The following is a 14916-nucleotide window of genomic DNA, read 5'->3' as shown; positions in this document are numbered from 1 at the left end:
GCTCTGATCCTCCCAGCGTGCTAGTGTTTGAAGTGGCGTACGCCGGTGAAGACCATGGCAATACCGTATTCATTGGCAACCTTAATCGATTCCTCGTCCTTGATCGAGCCTCCCGGCTGGATAACTGCTGTAATGCCCGCCTTCGCAGCCATTTCCAGTGTATCGCCCATCGGGAAGAAGGCGTCTGAAGCCAGCACAGCACCCTTCGCTTTCTCGCCTGCTTGTTCAATGGCGATCTTGGCCGCTCCGACACGGTTCATCTGTCCTGCACCTACACCGACCGTCATATCGTCAGCCGCCAGCACGATGGCGTTGGACTTCACATGCTTCACGACCTTCCAGCCGAACAACAGCTGCTTCAGCTCTTCTTCGGTAGGCTTGCGGTCGGTTACGATCTGCAAATCTTCGGAATTCACAGAGTGTACGTCGCTCTCCTGCACGACCATTCCACCTTCAACGGAGGTGACCACAAAGCTGCTCTTGCGGGATGCAGCGGTGCTGAGGTTGCCCAGTTTAAGCAGGCGGATATTCTTTTTCTTCGTCAGGATTTCCAGCGCTTCGTCCGTGAAGCCCGGAGCCAGAACGATCTCAAGGAAAATATCCTTCAACATATTAGCTGTATCAGCATCAATAATCCGGTTGGCTGCCACAATTCCGCCGAAGATGGAGGTAGGGTCCGCACTGTAAGCTTTTTGATAAGCTTCATAGACACTCGTGCCCACGCCGACTCCGCAAGGATTCATATGCTTCACGGCTACAACGGCAGGCTCTTCGAACTCTTTGACAATCTGGAGCGCTGCGTTCGCGTCATTGATGTTGTTGTAGGACAGCTCTTTGCCGTGCAGCTGCTCGGCAGCCGTAAGGGTATCCTGCGCCGCCAGCGGCTTGCGGTAGAACGCAGCCTTCTGATGCGGGTTCTCGCCGTAGCGCAGATCCTGGATTTTCTCATAAGTGACTGTATAACGCTCCGGCAGCGGTTCACCGGTGACATTCGCCAGATAATCGGCAATCAGGGCGTCGTAAGCCGCCGTATGGCGGAAGACTTTGGCCGCAAGACGTTTGCGGGTTGCAAGGGTTGTATCTCCACCGGCGCGTACTTCTTCAAGCACATTCGCATAGTCAGCCGCATCGACCACCACACTGACAAAAGCATGGTTCTTCGCCGCAGAACGCAGCATGGTCGGTCCGCCGATATCGATGTTCTCGATAGCCTCTTCATAAGACACATCCGGCTTGGCAATCGTCTCCGCGAACGGATACAGATTCACCACAACGAGGTCGATGTAATCAAGGCCAAGCTCATTCATCTGACGGGTATGCTCTTCGTTGTCACGAACGGCCAGGAGGCCGCTGTGTACAGCTGGGTGCAAGGTTTTGACGCGTCCATCCATGATCTCAGGGAAGCCGGTAACCTCAGAGATGCCAATGACCGGAACGCCTTCCTTCGCCAAAAGTGTGCTGGTGCCGCCTGTGGAGATAATTTCTACGCCTAATGCAGACAACTCGCGGCAAAAATCCACGATGCCCTGTTTGTCCGATACGCTGACCAGCGCTCTCTTGATACTCACTTTGAATAGTCCTCCTCTGGATTCACGCTAGATTATTGTGGTGGCTTATGATCGCAGGATCTTTGTCGCCGGTTGGCCCGTGCTTATAATTGAGTTCATAGTGTTTATGAGATAAGTGGATTTATGTCATTTAATTTCGGCATGTTATCAGTCAGATAGAAATTAGTTGGAAAATGTCCATCTAAATGATGCCATATGCGCCTTAGAGCCTACGAACGCCAGAATTAGTTGTACTGTATCCAATTACGTTCCGCGATCGCTGGTATTCAGACAAATTAAGTGGAGTGAATCCAACTGCTATATCGACATCAACCGGCATGTCAGCAAGCCCGCAATTCCGGCAATTTCAAACTGCTCAGTCAGCCAATCCGACTTCTTGCAGACTTTGTGCAATATTTCCCGAGAAATATCAGAATCAGCCGCACCTGCCTGAAATACATTTTTGCGTGTGTCAGATCCCGCTGGTATGGCTTCTGCTATTATTCGCCGATTGTCGTCATTCTTCCGTTTAATTCCACTTTCCCAGCGGCAAAAGCAGCAACCACTTCAGGATACAGTCCGTACTCTACCTGGTGGATACGTTCTGCAAGTGAATCGGCTGTGTCTCCCAGCTTCACCTCCACGCTGCGCTGGGCAATCACCGGTCCGGTATCCATGCCTCCATCGACAAAATGCACCGTCACTCCCGTCAGCTTCACGCCATAATCCAGCGCCTGACCGATGGCGTCTTTGCCGGCGAAGGCCGGCAGCAGCGAAGGATGGATGTTGATGATCCGTCCGGCATACGGCGCAAGCAGCACGGGCGAGATCAGCCGCATGTACCCGGCCAGCACTACCAGCCCGATGTTCCGGCGCTGTAGTTCAGCCACAATCGCGGCCTCGTACTGCTCACGGCCCGCGAAGTCCTTCGGCCGCAGCAGCAGAGCAGGAATTCCTGCCTCCTCTGCCCGCTGTGCTACAGGCGCTTCCGGTTTATCCGAGACCAGCAGCTCTATGCTGCCTCCGCCCAGCCTGCCCTCCCGCTGTGCCTGGACCAGTGCAGCGAAATTGCTGCCCGTTCCGGAGGCAAAAACAGCGATTCGGCTCCACTCCATCAGACTTCAGCTCCCGTAAAGGTAACGATGCGCTCTCCTTCAGTAACCGTACCGATCCGGTAAGCCTCTTCCCCGCTGGCCTTAAGCAGCTCCAGCGCACGCGCTCCGTCCGCTTCCGCCACTACCAGCACCAGCCCCACGCCCATATTGAACGTTGTGAACATATCGCGGTTGCTTACCTGCCCCTTGCTCTGCATCAGGCTGAAGACCGGCTGGATCGGCCAGGAGCCGTAGTTGATCTCTACATTCACATGCTCCGGCAAGACGCGCGGAATATTCTCGATGAACCCGCCGCCGGTAATATGGGCCATGCCCTTGACCGGAAGCTGTTCGAGCAGAGCGAGCAGCGGCTTCACGTAGATCCGGGTTGGGGCCAGCAGAACGTCCACCAGCGGAGCGCCGAGTTCAGGCACTACATCGTTCAACCCGTAGCCGCCCTCCTCCAGCAAAAGCTTGCGCACCAGCGAGAAGCCGTTGCTGTGAATCCCGCTCGAAGCCAGGCCAATAACTGTGTCTCCAGGAGCGATGTCCGCTCCCGTCACCAGCTTGGCCTTATCGGCCACACCTACGGTGAATCCGGCGATATCATATTCGCCTGCCGCGTACATGCCCGGCATCTCGGCGGTCTCTCCGCCGATCAGCGCGCAGCCCGCCTGATGGCAGCCTTCGGCGATTCCGGCCACGATGGACTCGATCTTCTCCGGCACGACCTTATCGCAGGCCAGATAATCGAGGAAGAACAGCGGCTCAGCGCCCTGCACCACAATGTCATTCACGCACATGGCGACAGCATCGATGCCAATCGTGTCGTGGCGGTCCGCAGCGAACGCGATCTTCAGCTTCGTGCCTACTCCATCCGTTCCCGATACGAGGACCGGCTCCTCGTATTTGTCCTTATTCAGGCCAAACAGGGCGCCGAATCCGCCAAGCTCAGTCATTACTTCCGGACGGTACGTGCGCTTCACATGCTTCTTCATGCGTTCTACCGCTTCATTGCCAGCCGCAATATCCACTCCGGCTTTCTTGTACGCTTCTGACACTTTTGGACACCTCATTTAGATTAGTTTAGAGCGCGGGTTCGGGGCGGCAGGGATTTGAAATAATATGGTGGTTATAGTCGTCATTACGAAGAATATTTGGACTTCCGGCCGCTGTTATGGCCCGATTTCCTGATTGATACTGCTATTTGCGGTAGAAATCGGGCCATAAAGGCGGTCGCTACCGCTCCTACAGTTCCAAAATTCCTCTCCATGACTCCAACCACCGGGTTTTCAAACCCCTGCCGCAAGCCGAAGCTTCGCGCCTTGTACTTGCAGCAGCAAGACCTCGGCGCTGTGGGCGAAGCCCAGCGCCTCCAAGCGTACGGGGCGAAGCCGTGCGATCTCTCAGACGACAGCTCCTCCGATTTTGCGACAGCAAACAGGACAGGGGCGGGAGCTCTTCTGCGCACGGGGCGAAGCCCGTGCGATCTCTTAAGCGACAGAATCTCCGGATTTGCGCAGCAAACAGGACAGATTCTGGAGCCAAGGCCCGGCGGGCAGCATGCCGCCAGGGCACCGCAGCGCCGTGAAGCGTGTCCCGGCCGTGCGCAGCACACAGGGACAAAGCGGGCACCCGCACCCACGCCTTCTTAGCAAGTTTAGAGCAAACTCCTACCGCCAAACTTTCGGGTGGCCGGAGGGCAGCGCCCTCCGGAATCCCCCTTTGTAAGGGGGACTTAGGGGGATGCCCCGCCTAACACGAGCATCCGTCCTTCTCTTCCCCGCCGAAATCCACCTGCGTCGGGTAGTCATTGTCGAAGCAGGACAGGCATAGGCCGCCTTTGTAATCGTCACTATTATAGCCGCCGATGGACTGGATCAGTCCATCAGGGGAGAGGAACGCCAGGGAATCGGCGTTGATCTCCTCACACATCTCTTCGATCGTCTTATACGAGGCGATCAGCTCGCGGCGGTCCGGGGTATCAATGCCATAGAAGCAAGGATTCTTGAACGGCGGCGAGGTAATCCGCACGTGAACCTCGAGCGCTCCGGCTTCGCGCAGCAGGTTGACGATCCGGCGCGAGGTGGTGCCGCGCACGATGGAATCGTCGATCATGACTACGCGCTGGCCTTCCACGACACGGCGCACGGCGCTCAGCTTCATCTTCACGCCTTGCTCACGCAGCTCCTGGCTCGGCTGGATGAACGTCCGGCCGGTGTACTTGTTCTTGATCAGTCCCAGCTCATACGGGATGCCCGTCTGCTCGGCATAGCCGATGGCTGCAGAGATACTGGAATCCGGCACGCCTGTTACGATATCGGCATCCACGAAGGCTTCGAGCGCCATCCGGCTGCCCATCCGCTTACGCGCGGAGTGCAGGTTGGAGCCGTTCAGATCACTGTCCGGGCGGGCGAAATAGATATATTCCATCGCGCACAGCGCTTTGCGCTTAGGCTCTGCGAAGCGTTCTTCGCGGAAGCCGTTCTGATCCAGCACCAGCAGCTCGCCGGGCTCGATGTCACGCACAAGCTGGGCACCGATTACTTCCAGCGCACACGATTCGGAAGCGAAGACATAGGCTTCGCCCAGACGGCCCATCACGAGCGGACGGAGTCCGTGGGTATCTGATGCGACAATCAGCTTGTCATTGGTCATCAGCAGGAAGGCGAAGCCGCCGACCAGCTGCGACAAGGCATCCTTGGTCGCTTCGACAAAATCCTTCTGCGAACGCGCAATCAGATGCGCCAGCACCTCGGTATCACTGGTCGTCTGGAAGATCGAGCCGCCCTGCTCCAGCTGCTTGCGGATCAGCGGTTCGTTGACGATATTACCGTTCGTGGCAATCGCCAGATCTCCGTCACGGTATTTGAAGACCAGCGGCTGCGCATTGGTCAGCCGGCTGTCTCCGCTGGTGGAGTACCGCACATGGCCGATGGACATGTCTCCCACCAGCGAAGCAATCTTGTCTTTGTCGAAGACTTCCTTTACAAGGCCCATACCGCGGTGATAGTTGAAGTCGCGTCCATCCGCCACGCAGATGCCCGCGCTCTCTTCTCCCCGGTGCTGCAGAGCATGCAGGCCATAATAGGACATGGAGGCGGCCTCCGGGTGTCCGAAGACCCCGAAGACGCCGCATTCCTCTTTTAACGTGTCAAAAATATCTCCCGAGCCCGTTCCTTCATTGTAAAAGTCGCCGGTCCACAGGATAGGGGCTTCCTGCTTGTTCCCGGTCTTTATTTCATAAGACATGGAATAGCATCCTCCCAAATGGTCTTCAGTTCGTTAACAGCTTCATCCAGTGCAGACGAACCGTCCAGTGTAACGCGCAGGCGTTCTCCGCCAACAGTTCCAATGATCTCTACAGGCACGCCGTATGCGGCAACTGCCGCCTTCAGCTCTTCTGCATGCTCAGGCGCCGAAGTCAGGATAATACGGGACTGGCTCTCGCTGAACAGTGCTACATCCTGGCGCAGTCCGCCGGCAGACAGCTCGATATTCGCGCCGATGCTGCCGCTGATGCAGCTCTCGGCGAGTGCTCCAGCAAGGCCGCCTTCCGACAAGTCATGCGCCGAACGGACCAGACCGCTGCGGATCGCAGCAAGCACAGCATCCAGCAGCTTGCGCTCTGTGGCCAGATCCAGCTCTGGCGGACGGCCTTCGGTCAAGCCGTGAACGGCATACTGGAATTCACTGCCGCCCAGCTCTGCCTTCGTCACGCCCAGCAGTAATACAGCATCGCCTTCCTGCTTGAAAGCCTGCGTTGTAATGTGATCGGTATCTTCAATGAGACCGACCATGCCGACAACCGGTGTCGGGTAGATGGACCCGGAGGCATTCTCGTTATACAGGCTGACATTCCCGCCGATCACCGGCGTATCCAGCACCCGGCAGGCTTCCGCCATACCGTCTACCGCCCGTTCCATCTGCCAGAAGATCTCCGGCTTCTCCGGGCTGCCGAAGTTCAGGTTGTCCGTAATCGCCAGCGGCTGGGCACCGGAGCAGACAATGTTACGTGCGGCTTCGCTGACGGCAATCCGACCGCCTACTTCAGGGTCGAGATAGACATAACGTCCGTTACAGTCCGTAGTCATCGCCAAGCCTTTGCGTGTACCATGGATGGTTACCACTGCCGCATCGGAACCCGGACGAACCGCCGTGCTAGTGCGGACCATGTAATCGTATTGGTTGTACACCCATGCTTTGCTTGCTACGGTAGGCGACCCCAGTACGGTGCGCAGCGCGCCGCCCAGATCGGTCACTTCTTCATACCGCAGCGTATCAATCGCTGCATTCTCCTCGTAGTAAGCAGGAACCGCAGACGGTTTGTTATAGATCGGACATTCATCCACCAGCGCCTTCACCGGCATATCGCCGACCACTTCGCCGTGATGGAACAGCTTCAAGCGGCCGTCGTCGGTCACCTTACCCACCTTGCGGCAGATTACACCCCAGCGGTCAAAAATCTCCTGCGCCTGCGCCTCATCCTTAGGCTCAACCACGAACAGCATCCGCTCCTGGGATTCCGAGAGCATCATCTCATAAGGGGTCATGCCGTCTTCACGCTGCGGCACCTGATCCAGGTACAGCTCCAGGCCGTTGCCTGCCTTGCTTGCCATCTCCGCACTGGAGCAGGTCAGACCGGCAGCGCCCATATCCTGAATCCCGAGCACGATACCGCTGTCGATCAGCTCCAGGCAGGATTCCATGACCAGCTTCTCCATGAATGGATCGCCGACCTGTACTGCCGTCCGCTTCGCTTCCGACTCATCACTAAGCTCAACCGAGGCGAAGGTCGCACCATGTATCCCGTCACGGCCGGTAGGAGGACCCACGTAGAATACGGGATTACCCACCCCTTTGGCGACACCACGCTGGATTTTATCATGATCAATCAGACCAACACACATCGCATTGACCAGCGGATTCCCGTCATAGCTGTCATCGAACATAATTTCCCCGCCGACAGTAGGGATACCGATACAGTTGCCGTAGCCTGCGATCCCGGACACGACATGCTCGAACAGATACTTCACCCGGTCGCTCTCAAGCTTCCCGAACCGCAGGGAGTTCAGCAAGGCCACCGGTCTTGCACCCATGGAGAAAATATCGCGGATAATCCCGCCCACCCCGGTCGCCGCGCCCTGATAAGGCTCTACTGCCGACGGATGGTTGTGACTCTCGATTTTGAAAACAACCGCCTGGTTATCCCCGATGTCCACGATGCCCGCGCCTTCGCCCGGTCCCATCAGCACCTTCGGTCCACTGGTCGGGAAACGGCTCAGCAGCGGCTTCGAGTTCTTATAGGCACAATGCTCGGACCACATTACGCTGAATACGCCGATCTCTGTATAGTTAGGCTTACGTCCCATGAAGGAGGTAATGAGCTCATATTCGCTGTCCGATACCCCGAACTGACTGTAGATTCTCTGCTCCGCGATCTGCTCTGCGGTCGGCTCCTTAGCGGATACTTGCTGCGTCATAACGATCCCTCCATGTCTTGAGAATGGATGTGAACATCCGTTTGCCGTCTTCCGATCCAAGCAGGCTATTCGCTGCACGTTCCGGGTGAGGCATCATGCCGACTACATTGCCCGCCACATTGCTGACTCCGGCAATATCAGCGACTGAACCGTTCGGATTGTCGCTGTAAGTGAATACGATCTGATTATTCGCCTGAAGCTCAGCCAGCGTCTCTTCATCACAATAGTAATTGCCTTCGCCATGCGCTATAGGAATGACGATCTCTTCATCCTTCGCATAGTCAATAGTAAACGGGGTTGTGTTATTAACGACCTTAAGTACCGTGTCATGACAACGGAACTTCATCGACATGTTGCGGCGCAGCGCGCCCGGCAGGAGACCCGCTTCCGTCAGAATCTGGAACCCGTTGCAGATGCCAAGCACGAATTTGCCCTGCTCTGCCGCCTTAGCCACTTCAGCCATTACCGGAGCGAACCGGGAGATTGCGCCGCAGCGCAGATAGTCACCATAAGAGAAGCCGCCTGGCACGAGGATGCAGTCATACGCCGACAGGTCTGTCGCTGTATGCCATACATAATCTACTGGTTCGCCGAGGCTGTCTTCTACTGCCTTGTAGCAGTCAATGTCACAATTGGAGCCTGGAAAGACAAGTACAGCAAATTTCATGACGTTTAGTCCTCCAATTCGTAGCGGTAATCCTCGATCACCGTGTTGGCCAGCAGCTTCTCGCACATTTCCTTCAGGCGTCCTTCCGCTTCTGCGCGGTTATCGGTATCGAGGGTCAGCTCCATATACTTGCCGATCCGCAGACTTTCCACTTCCTGGAATCCAACGGAATGCAGGGCACCCTGCACGGCAACTCCCTGAGGGTCGAGCACGCTTTTCTTGATGGTGACGTAGACTGTCGCTTTTAACATACGCTTGTAGTTCCTCCTAGAATTTAATGAACTGATGGGCCTTTATCTGAAAAGTAACACTCACCTGCGCTTACGAATGATTATGACTGCGAATGATGCCAAGCCTTCTCTTATAACGACTTCCCGGTCAGGCGGTGATAGATATCCAGGTAACGGCGTGACGTCTCCTCAACTACCTCAAGCGGCAGCGGGTCCGGCGGGCTGTTCTTATCCCAGGAAGAGGCCGCCAGGTACGTCCGCACAGGCTCTTTATCCATACTGTCAATTTCGATATCCAGCGCGTATTTGTCCTTGGCCCAGAAGCGTGAAGCATCGGGTGTAAAAATCTCGTCAATCAGGATAACCTTGCCATCCAGCAGCCCGAACTCGAATTTGCAATCCGCAAGAATGATGCCGCGCTCGTTACAATATTCTCTGGCAAAAGCGAACAGCTTCAGGCTTTTCTCCTTAAGCTCCAGCGCAAGCTCTGCACCAATCAGCTCCTGCATTTGTTCAAAAGGGATATCCTCATCATGCCCAACGTCATTCTTGGCTGCCGGTGTGAAAATCGGTTCGGCCAGCACCGCATTCTTGCGCAGTCCCTTGGGAAGCTCAATGCCGTTCACTTGGCCGGTCTCCTGATACTGCCGCCAGCCGCCGCCGGTAATACAGCCGCGTACCACACACTCGATATCAATCCGCTGGGCTTTGCGGACCACCATAATACGGTTCCTTAGCGCTTCTCGGTCCTTCACAATATCCCCGAGCTTATCCACCTCGATATGAACCACATGGTTCTCGATCAGCTCCCGGGTCTGGCCGAACCAGAAGGCGCTGAGCCGGTTGAGCACATTGCCCTTGTCCGGCACCGCCGGGTCCAGCACATAATCGAATGCGGAGATCCGGTCTGTCACCACGATCAGTACTTCATCCCCCAAATCATACAGCTCACGAACCTTGCCTTTGTAGAGCAGCGGCGCATTTATGAGTTCCACGGCAGTGGATACGGCCGATGATGTCATGACCTTTCCTCCCTTGAACAAATGATCTTGCTTATATTTGGGCTAAAAGCGCCTAGGGCGCCGTCATTCTCCGCTGCGCTTGAGATATGAACTGAACGGCTAGTTAATCGGTAACACTACAAAAAATTTTGGACTTCCGATCGCTGTTATGGTCATATTTCTCTGATTTAACCACTTGCTGTGGTAGAAATCTGACCATAAAGGCGAACGCTAACGCTTCTTCCAGTTCCAAAATTCCTCTCCGTTCCTTATTAACTTGCCTAAACAATTCATTTCTGTCGCTTACCGCTCCAGAACAACAACTCCCCGTCGCTCCGCCCAACTCTTCTCCAGCTCATCAGTTCACCACTGACTTACCTTTTTTTAAAAATTAAATGAGTTCCAGCTTGCGGAAGATGGTGTCCACATGCTTAAGATGCCAGGTAGGATTGAACGCATCCTCGATCTCTTCCGGACTAAGCACCGCCGTGATCTCCGGGGTTGCTTCAACAATGTCACGGAACTGGGTCTGCTCCTCCCAGGCCTGCATCGCACGCGGCTGCACAGTGTCGTACGCCTGCTCGCGGCTGAAGCCCTTGTCAATCAGCTTCGTCAGAATGCGGCCGGAGAACGGAACGCCGAAGGTACGGTTCATGTTGCGCTTCATATTCTCAGGGAATACAGTCAGGTTCTTCACGATGTTGCCGAAGCGGTTCAGCATATAGTTCAGAAGCATGGTCGCATCCGGCAGGATGATCCGTTCCACGGAGGAATGCGAGATATCGCGCTCATGCCACAGCGGCACGTTCTCGTAAGCTGTCATCATATGACCGCGGATCACACGCGACAGGCCGGAGATGTTCTCGCAGCCGATCGGGTTGCGCTTGTGCGGCATGGCGGACGAACCCTTTTGACCCTTGGCAAAAGCCTCCTCTACCTCGCGGATCTCACTCTTCTGCAAAGCGCGGATCTCGGTAGCGAACTTGTCGAGGGAAGTAGCAACCAGTGCCAGCGCCGCCATGTATTCCGCGTGACGGTCACGCTGCAGGGTCTGCGTGGAGATCGGTGCCGGGCTGGTGCCCAGCTTGCGGCAGACGAATTCTTCCACGAACGGGTCGATGTTGGCATAGGTGCCGACCGCCCCGGAGATTTTGCCGAATTGCACGCCGTTGGCGGCATGACGGAAACGCTCCAGGTTCCGCTTCATTTCCTCATACCACAGCGCCATCTTCAGGCCGAATGTTGTTGGCTCTGCATGTACGCCATGGGTACGGCCCATCATCGGGGTATCCTTGTAGGCGATGGCTTTGTCTTTTAGAATCTCAATGAACCGGATGATATCCTGCTCCAGAATTTCGTTGGCCTGACGCAGCAGGTAACCCAGCGCCGTATCGACAACGTCCGTGGAGGTCAGTCCGTAATGCACCCATTTGCGTTCTGCCCCCAGACTCTCGGAGACCGCACGGGTAAAAGCAATGACATCATGGCGCGTCTCCAGTTCAATCTCATCAATCCGCGCGATGTCGAATTTGGCATCCTTGCGCAGCTTCGCGGCATCCTCATGCGGGATTACTCCCAGCTCGGCCCAAGCCTCACAGGCACAGATTTCAACTTCCAGCCACGCGTTGAATTTATTCTCTTCGGTCCATATGGCCCGCATCTCAGGTCTGCTGTAACGTTCGATCATAGCTTGTTAATTCCTCCAAAGGTTAGTTTGCTCTACCCAGGACAATCCGTCGCCGGTATCCTTGCAGAGCAGGTTGATATGGCCCATTTTACGGCCGGTTTTGCTCTCGGTCTTGCCATATATATGAAGCTTGGGTGATACTCCAAGCCTGCTCACTTCTTCATTCGCACGGCAGGCTGCCTGAACGGCTCCCTCCAGATGCTGGCCAAGTACATTCACCATCACCACAGGAGTAAGCAGCGAGGTCTCGCCCAGCGGCAGATTGCAGATGGCCCGCACATGCTGCTCGAACTGCGAGGTGACGCAGGCATCCATTGTGTAATGCCCGGAGTTATGCGGACGCGGCGCCAGCTCGTTGACGAACAGCTCTCCGTCCTCCGTCACGAACATCTCTACCGCCAGCAGTCCAACCGCGCCCATGCCCGAGACAATCTTCTCGGCCAGCTCGCAGGCCCGCCGCTGAATCTCCTCCGGTACCCTCGCAGGTACAATCGAGAGATGAAGGATATTGTTCACGTGGATGTTCTCGGCAGGCGGGAAGCTCTTGACCTCTCCCGATGCGCTCCGGGCGGCAATGACCGAAATTTCGCACTGAAAGGCGATGAATTTCTCCAGCACCAGCTCCGGTACATCTGCTTGCGCCCCCAGTGCGACCTGCCGGAACGCTGCGGCCAGCTCTTCCGGCCTGCGGATGACGGCTTGTCCCTTGCCGTCGTACCCCCCTGTGGCTGTCTTCAGCACACAGGGCAGGCCCAGGTCGGCAGCCGCCGCTTCCAGCTCCGCCAGGCTGCCGACCTTGCGGTACGGGGCAACGGGCACGCCCGCCGCCTCAATTGCTGCCTTCTCGCGCAGCCGGTGCTGCGTCGTATACAGCAGCGCGCTGCCCTGCGGCACGTACGATTCCTCCGTCAGCAGCGCGGCTACGCCCGCGTCAACGTTCTCGAACTCGTACGTGATGACGTCCGCACGCCGCGCCAGCGCGCGCGCGGCGTCCCGGTCGTTGTACGCCGCTGTAATCTGCGGCGTCACTTGCCCGCAGGGCGCATCCTGCGCAGGGTCCAGCGCCACGAAGCGGTACCCCATGGCGCTGCCGGATAGCGCCAGCATACGCCCGAGCTGCCCGCCGCCGAGCACGCCGATCGTTGCGCCGGGCAGCAGCGTCCGTGGCAGCCGCGCCCCGGTCTCTTCCCGCTCCGCTTCAGCTCCGGCAGCTATCGCTCTGCCTTCAGCCTCTATCACCCGCTCCGCCCCGGCACCTTCCGCTTCGCCTTCAGCCTTTATCGCTACCTCCGCCCCAGCCCCGGCACCTTCCGCTTCGCCTTCAGCCTTCATCACTTGCTCCGCATCAGTCCGCTCCGCGCCACCCTCCAGCCGTCCGGCCTTCAGCTCCTCCGGGCTCATAGGCTCTCGCTGCTTTCCAGCACCTCGCGCTGAGTGGCCTCGCGCCGCAGCTGCACCCTTCTCGCCACCTCCGGCTCGAAGGCGCCGATGATCTGGGCCGCCAGCAGCCCCGCATTGATAGCCCCGGCGCGGCCGATTGCAACTGTCGCTACCGGGATGCCTGCAGGCATCTGCACAATAGACAGCAGCGAATCCATGCCGTTCAAGGCCTTCGACTGCACAGGTACACCGATGACCGGCAGCGTAGTCTTCGCAGCCACCATACCTGGCAGATGAGCCGCGCCGCCCGCTCCGGCGATAATAACCCGCAGGCCGCGCTCCGCCGCCTCCTCGGCATAACGGAACATCAGATCCGGCGTGCGGTGTGCAGAGATAACCCTTTTCTCATAAGCTATGTCCAGCTCCTCCAATACCGCACAGGTATGCTCCATCGTTTCATAGTCCGATTTGCTGCCCATAATGACACCTACTTGCACAGACATCGTTCACCCAGCCTTCCATTTCCGTTATAGAGATTCTCTGATTTAAGTGTGTCCCGTTTCCTGCCAATTCCCGCATGAACCGTGAAAAATAGCCCGGACTCCAGACGCATTCTGCTGCGGGTGGACCCGGACTACTAAGGAATCAGATGATAACCGCCCGGCAGCTGCACACTCCGCGTCCTTGCAGGGCAGGAGAATGCAGGAACACCGCCCCGGGTTGTGGGGTGGCTATCTGCTGTCGTTCCAGTTATCCTATTTCCTCGTAGTCCGGCAATTTACGGTTACCGGGTAGAAACTTCCGGGCCCTATCCCCGGTTTTATACGAGCTCTTCATAGATTCAGTTTAACAACGCCCTACACATCATGTCAACTTAAACACGAACATTGTCATATCATGTCTGCAAATTGTTCGCTTTTGAGCACAAATGAAAATCTTATTCCCGCTAATCCGCCCATCTGCACATTAAAAAAAGGGGAACGCCGCAGCGTCCCTCTACTAAACTTCCTATTATTTAACAACCAGCACCGGAATGCGCGCACTTTGCACCACATTATGGCTGACGCTGCCCAGAACGAATTCCCGGATACCGCCCAGCCCCCGGCTGCCGATTACGATCACATCTGCATCCTGCTCCTTGGCATAATTCAGAATGATTTCCGCAGGCGATCCCTGCAGCAATTCTACCGTAGCATTCAGACCCTCAGCTTCCAAGCGGCTTTTCACTTCATCCGTAGTCTGGACCGCGAGGTCATAATAATCCTTGTTCACCGATGCCGGCAGAGGGGCGAGAGCTTCCCCGATGAAGAATCGCGGGAATTCAAATGCGTGTACGACGTACAGGGAGGACCCTGGAGTTACCTTGGCCAGCTCAATCGCCCGTTCCAGAGCCTGATTCGAAGCTTTTGAACCGTCATAGGCAAGCAGAATTTTAGAGAATAACATTTACGCCACCTCTTTCTATTATTTACATCATCACCAAACCTGCAAGTGACTTACCTCAAAAAATATCCATACAGCACCATATTCAGCAGCAGCAGCAGCGGAATTCCTAGTCTGAAGGAAGTATGCCTTGTCTTGTGGCGTTTGCGGTACATGGCAATCAGCACACCCAGCGCACCGCCCATGAACGCCAGCAGAAACAATGTTTTCTCCGGCACCCGATCCCGTCTTTTCCGGGCCTTGTTCTTGTCTTCCGACATCACTACATACCCGATAATGTTGATCAGCGCGAACCACAGCAATACCACCTTGACCATCCTCCCGGCCCCTCCTCCTAGCATCCTATCTGCTCTCTATTATATTACCCTTTCCGGCAAAAAACCA

13 protein-coding genes and 1 riboswitch are annotated in these 14916 nt (G+C 56.3%); all 13 genes read right to left on the bottom strand.

All coding sequences use genetic code 11. The annotated features are described in order from the left end of the window. Positions 1–20: 20 nt before the first annotated feature. Positions 21–1568: a bifunctional phosphoribosylaminoimidazolecarboxamide formyltransferase/IMP cyclohydrolase gene (purH, locus tag NST43_RS01725; protein ID WP_339222150.1), complete on the bottom strand. Its 1548-nt coding sequence runs from the start codon at positions 1566–1568 to the stop codon at positions 21–23. 479 nt (positions 1569–2047) lie between these two features. Further along, positions 2048–2662 carry a phosphoribosylglycinamide formyltransferase gene (gene purN, locus NST43_RS01720; protein WP_339222148.1) on the bottom strand — a complete coding sequence of 205 codons (615 nt, stop codon included), beginning with the start codon at positions 2660–2662 and terminating at the stop codon, positions 2048–2050. Continuing rightward, complete coding sequence (purM, locus tag NST43_RS01715; protein WP_339222147.1) at positions 2662–3702, bottom strand: phosphoribosylformylglycinamidine cyclo-ligase; 1041 nt, start codon at positions 3700–3702, stop codon at positions 2662–2664. Before purM ends, purN begins: the two co-directional genes overlap by 1 nt. 694 nt (positions 3703–4396) lie before the next feature. Beyond that, positions 4397–5893: an amidophosphoribosyltransferase gene (purF, locus tag NST43_RS01710; protein WP_209992048.1), complete on the bottom strand. Its 1497-nt coding sequence runs from the start codon at positions 5891–5893 to the stop codon at positions 4397–4399. After that, positions 5878–8124, bottom strand: a complete 2247-nt coding sequence (purL, locus tag NST43_RS01705) for a phosphoribosylformylglycinamidine synthase subunit PurL (RefSeq protein ID WP_339222144.1) — start codon at positions 8122–8124, stop codon at positions 5878–5880. The genes purF and purL overlap by 16 nt, the downstream gene beginning before the upstream one ends. Then, the gene (gene purQ, locus NST43_RS01700) at positions 8102–8791 is read right to left on the bottom strand and encodes a phosphoribosylformylglycinamidine synthase subunit PurQ (RefSeq protein ID WP_173141348.1); all 690 of its coding nucleotides are present in this window, start codon (positions 8789–8791) and stop codon (positions 8102–8104) included. The genes purL and purQ overlap by 23 nt, the downstream gene beginning before the upstream one ends. 5 nt (positions 8792–8796) lie before the next feature. Continuing rightward, positions 8797–9042: a phosphoribosylformylglycinamidine synthase subunit PurS gene (gene purS, locus NST43_RS01695; protein WP_019913657.1), complete on the bottom strand. Its 246-nt coding sequence runs from the start codon at positions 9040–9042 to the stop codon at positions 8797–8799. Between the two features lie 110 nt (positions 9043–9152). Then, positions 9153–10043, bottom strand: a complete 891-nt coding sequence (locus NST43_RS01690; protein WP_339222137.1) for a phosphoribosylaminoimidazolesuccinocarboxamide synthase — start codon at positions 10041–10043, stop codon at positions 9153–9155. A 370-nt stretch (positions 10044–10413) separates the two neighbouring features. Continuing rightward, on the bottom strand, positions 10414–11709 hold the full coding sequence (gene purB / locus NST43_RS01685; RefSeq protein WP_339222135.1) for an adenylosuccinate lyase: 1296 nt from the start codon (positions 11707–11709) through the stop codon (positions 10414–10416). A 6-nt stretch (positions 11710–11715) separates the two neighbouring features. Continuing rightward, positions 11716–13110 (bottom strand): 5-(carboxyamino)imidazole ribonucleotide synthase, encoded by a 1395-nt coding sequence (purK, locus tag NST43_RS01680; protein WP_339222133.1) that lies wholly within the window; start codon positions 13108–13110, stop codon positions 11716–11718. Then, positions 13107–13592 carry a 5-(carboxyamino)imidazole ribonucleotide mutase gene (purE, locus tag NST43_RS01675; RefSeq protein ID WP_339222131.1) on the bottom strand — a complete coding sequence of 162 codons (486 nt, stop codon included), beginning with the start codon at positions 13590–13592 and terminating at the stop codon, positions 13107–13109. The genes purK and purE overlap by 4 nt, the downstream gene beginning before the upstream one ends. Before the next feature lie 243 nt (positions 13593–13835). Next, positions 13836–13937: riboswitch (purine riboswitch) on the bottom strand. A 163-nt stretch (positions 13938–14100) separates the two neighbouring features. After that, positions 14101–14535, bottom strand: coding sequence for a universal stress protein (locus NST43_RS01670; protein WP_209992053.1), 435 nt, complete (start codon positions 14533–14535; stop codon positions 14101–14103). A 50-nt stretch (positions 14536–14585) separates the two neighbouring features. Beyond that, positions 14586–14849, bottom strand: a complete 264-nt coding sequence (locus NST43_RS01665) for a DUF1294 domain-containing protein (protein ID WP_036693313.1) — start codon at positions 14847–14849, stop codon at positions 14586–14588. Between the last annotated feature and the right edge of the window lie 67 nt (positions 14850–14916).

The sequence above is a fragment of the Paenibacillus sp. FSL H8-0332 genome, from assembly GCF_037963835.1.
Lineage (GTDB): Bacteria > Bacillota > Bacilli > Paenibacillales > Paenibacillaceae > Paenibacillus_AQ > Paenibacillus_AQ rhizoplanae.
This window is presented reverse-complemented; position numbering and strand designations above follow the sequence as displayed.

What these genes read in the sequence shown, in the direction of transcription:
- purF (WP_209992048.1), bottom strand. Translation starts at nt 5,893, where the DNA reads ATGTCTTATGAAATAAAGACCGGGAACAAGCAGGAAGCCCCTATCCTG.
- purL (WP_339222144.1), bottom strand. Translation starts at nt 8,124, where the DNA reads ATGACGCAGCAAGTATCCGCTAAGGAGCCGACCGCAGAGCAGATCGCG.
- NST43_RS01670 (WP_209992053.1), bottom strand. Translation starts at nt 14,535, where the DNA reads ATGTTATTCTCTAAAATTCTGCTTGCCTATGACGGTTCAAAAGCTTCG.
- purB (WP_339222135.1), bottom strand. Translation starts at nt 11,709, where the DNA reads ATGATCGAACGTTACAGCAGACCTGAGATGCGGGCCATATGGACCGAA.
- NST43_RS01690 (WP_339222137.1), bottom strand. Translation starts at nt 10,043, where the DNA reads ATGACATCATCGGCCGTATCCACTGCCGTGGAACTCATAAATGCGCCG.
- purN (WP_339222148.1), bottom strand. Translation starts at nt 2,662, where the DNA reads ATGGAGTGGAGCCGAATCGCTGTTTTTGCCTCCGGAACGGGCAGCAAT.
- purE (WP_339222131.1), bottom strand. Translation starts at nt 13,592, where the DNA reads ATGTCTGTGCAAGTAGGTGTCATTATGGGCAGCAAATCGGACTATGAA.
- NST43_RS01665 (WP_036693313.1), bottom strand. Translation starts at nt 14,849, where the DNA reads ATGGTCAAGGTGGTATTGCTGTGGTTCGCGCTGATCAACATTATCGGG.
- purS (WP_019913657.1), bottom strand. Translation starts at nt 9,042, where the DNA reads ATGTTAAAAGCGACAGTCTACGTCACCATCAAGAAAAGCGTGCTCGAC.
- purK (WP_339222133.1), bottom strand. Translation starts at nt 13,110, where the DNA reads ATGAGCCCGGAGGAGCTGAAGGCCGGACGGCTGGAGGGTGGCGCGGAG.
- purQ (WP_173141348.1), bottom strand. Translation starts at nt 8,791, where the DNA reads ATGAAATTTGCTGTACTTGTCTTTCCAGGCTCCAATTGTGACATTGAC.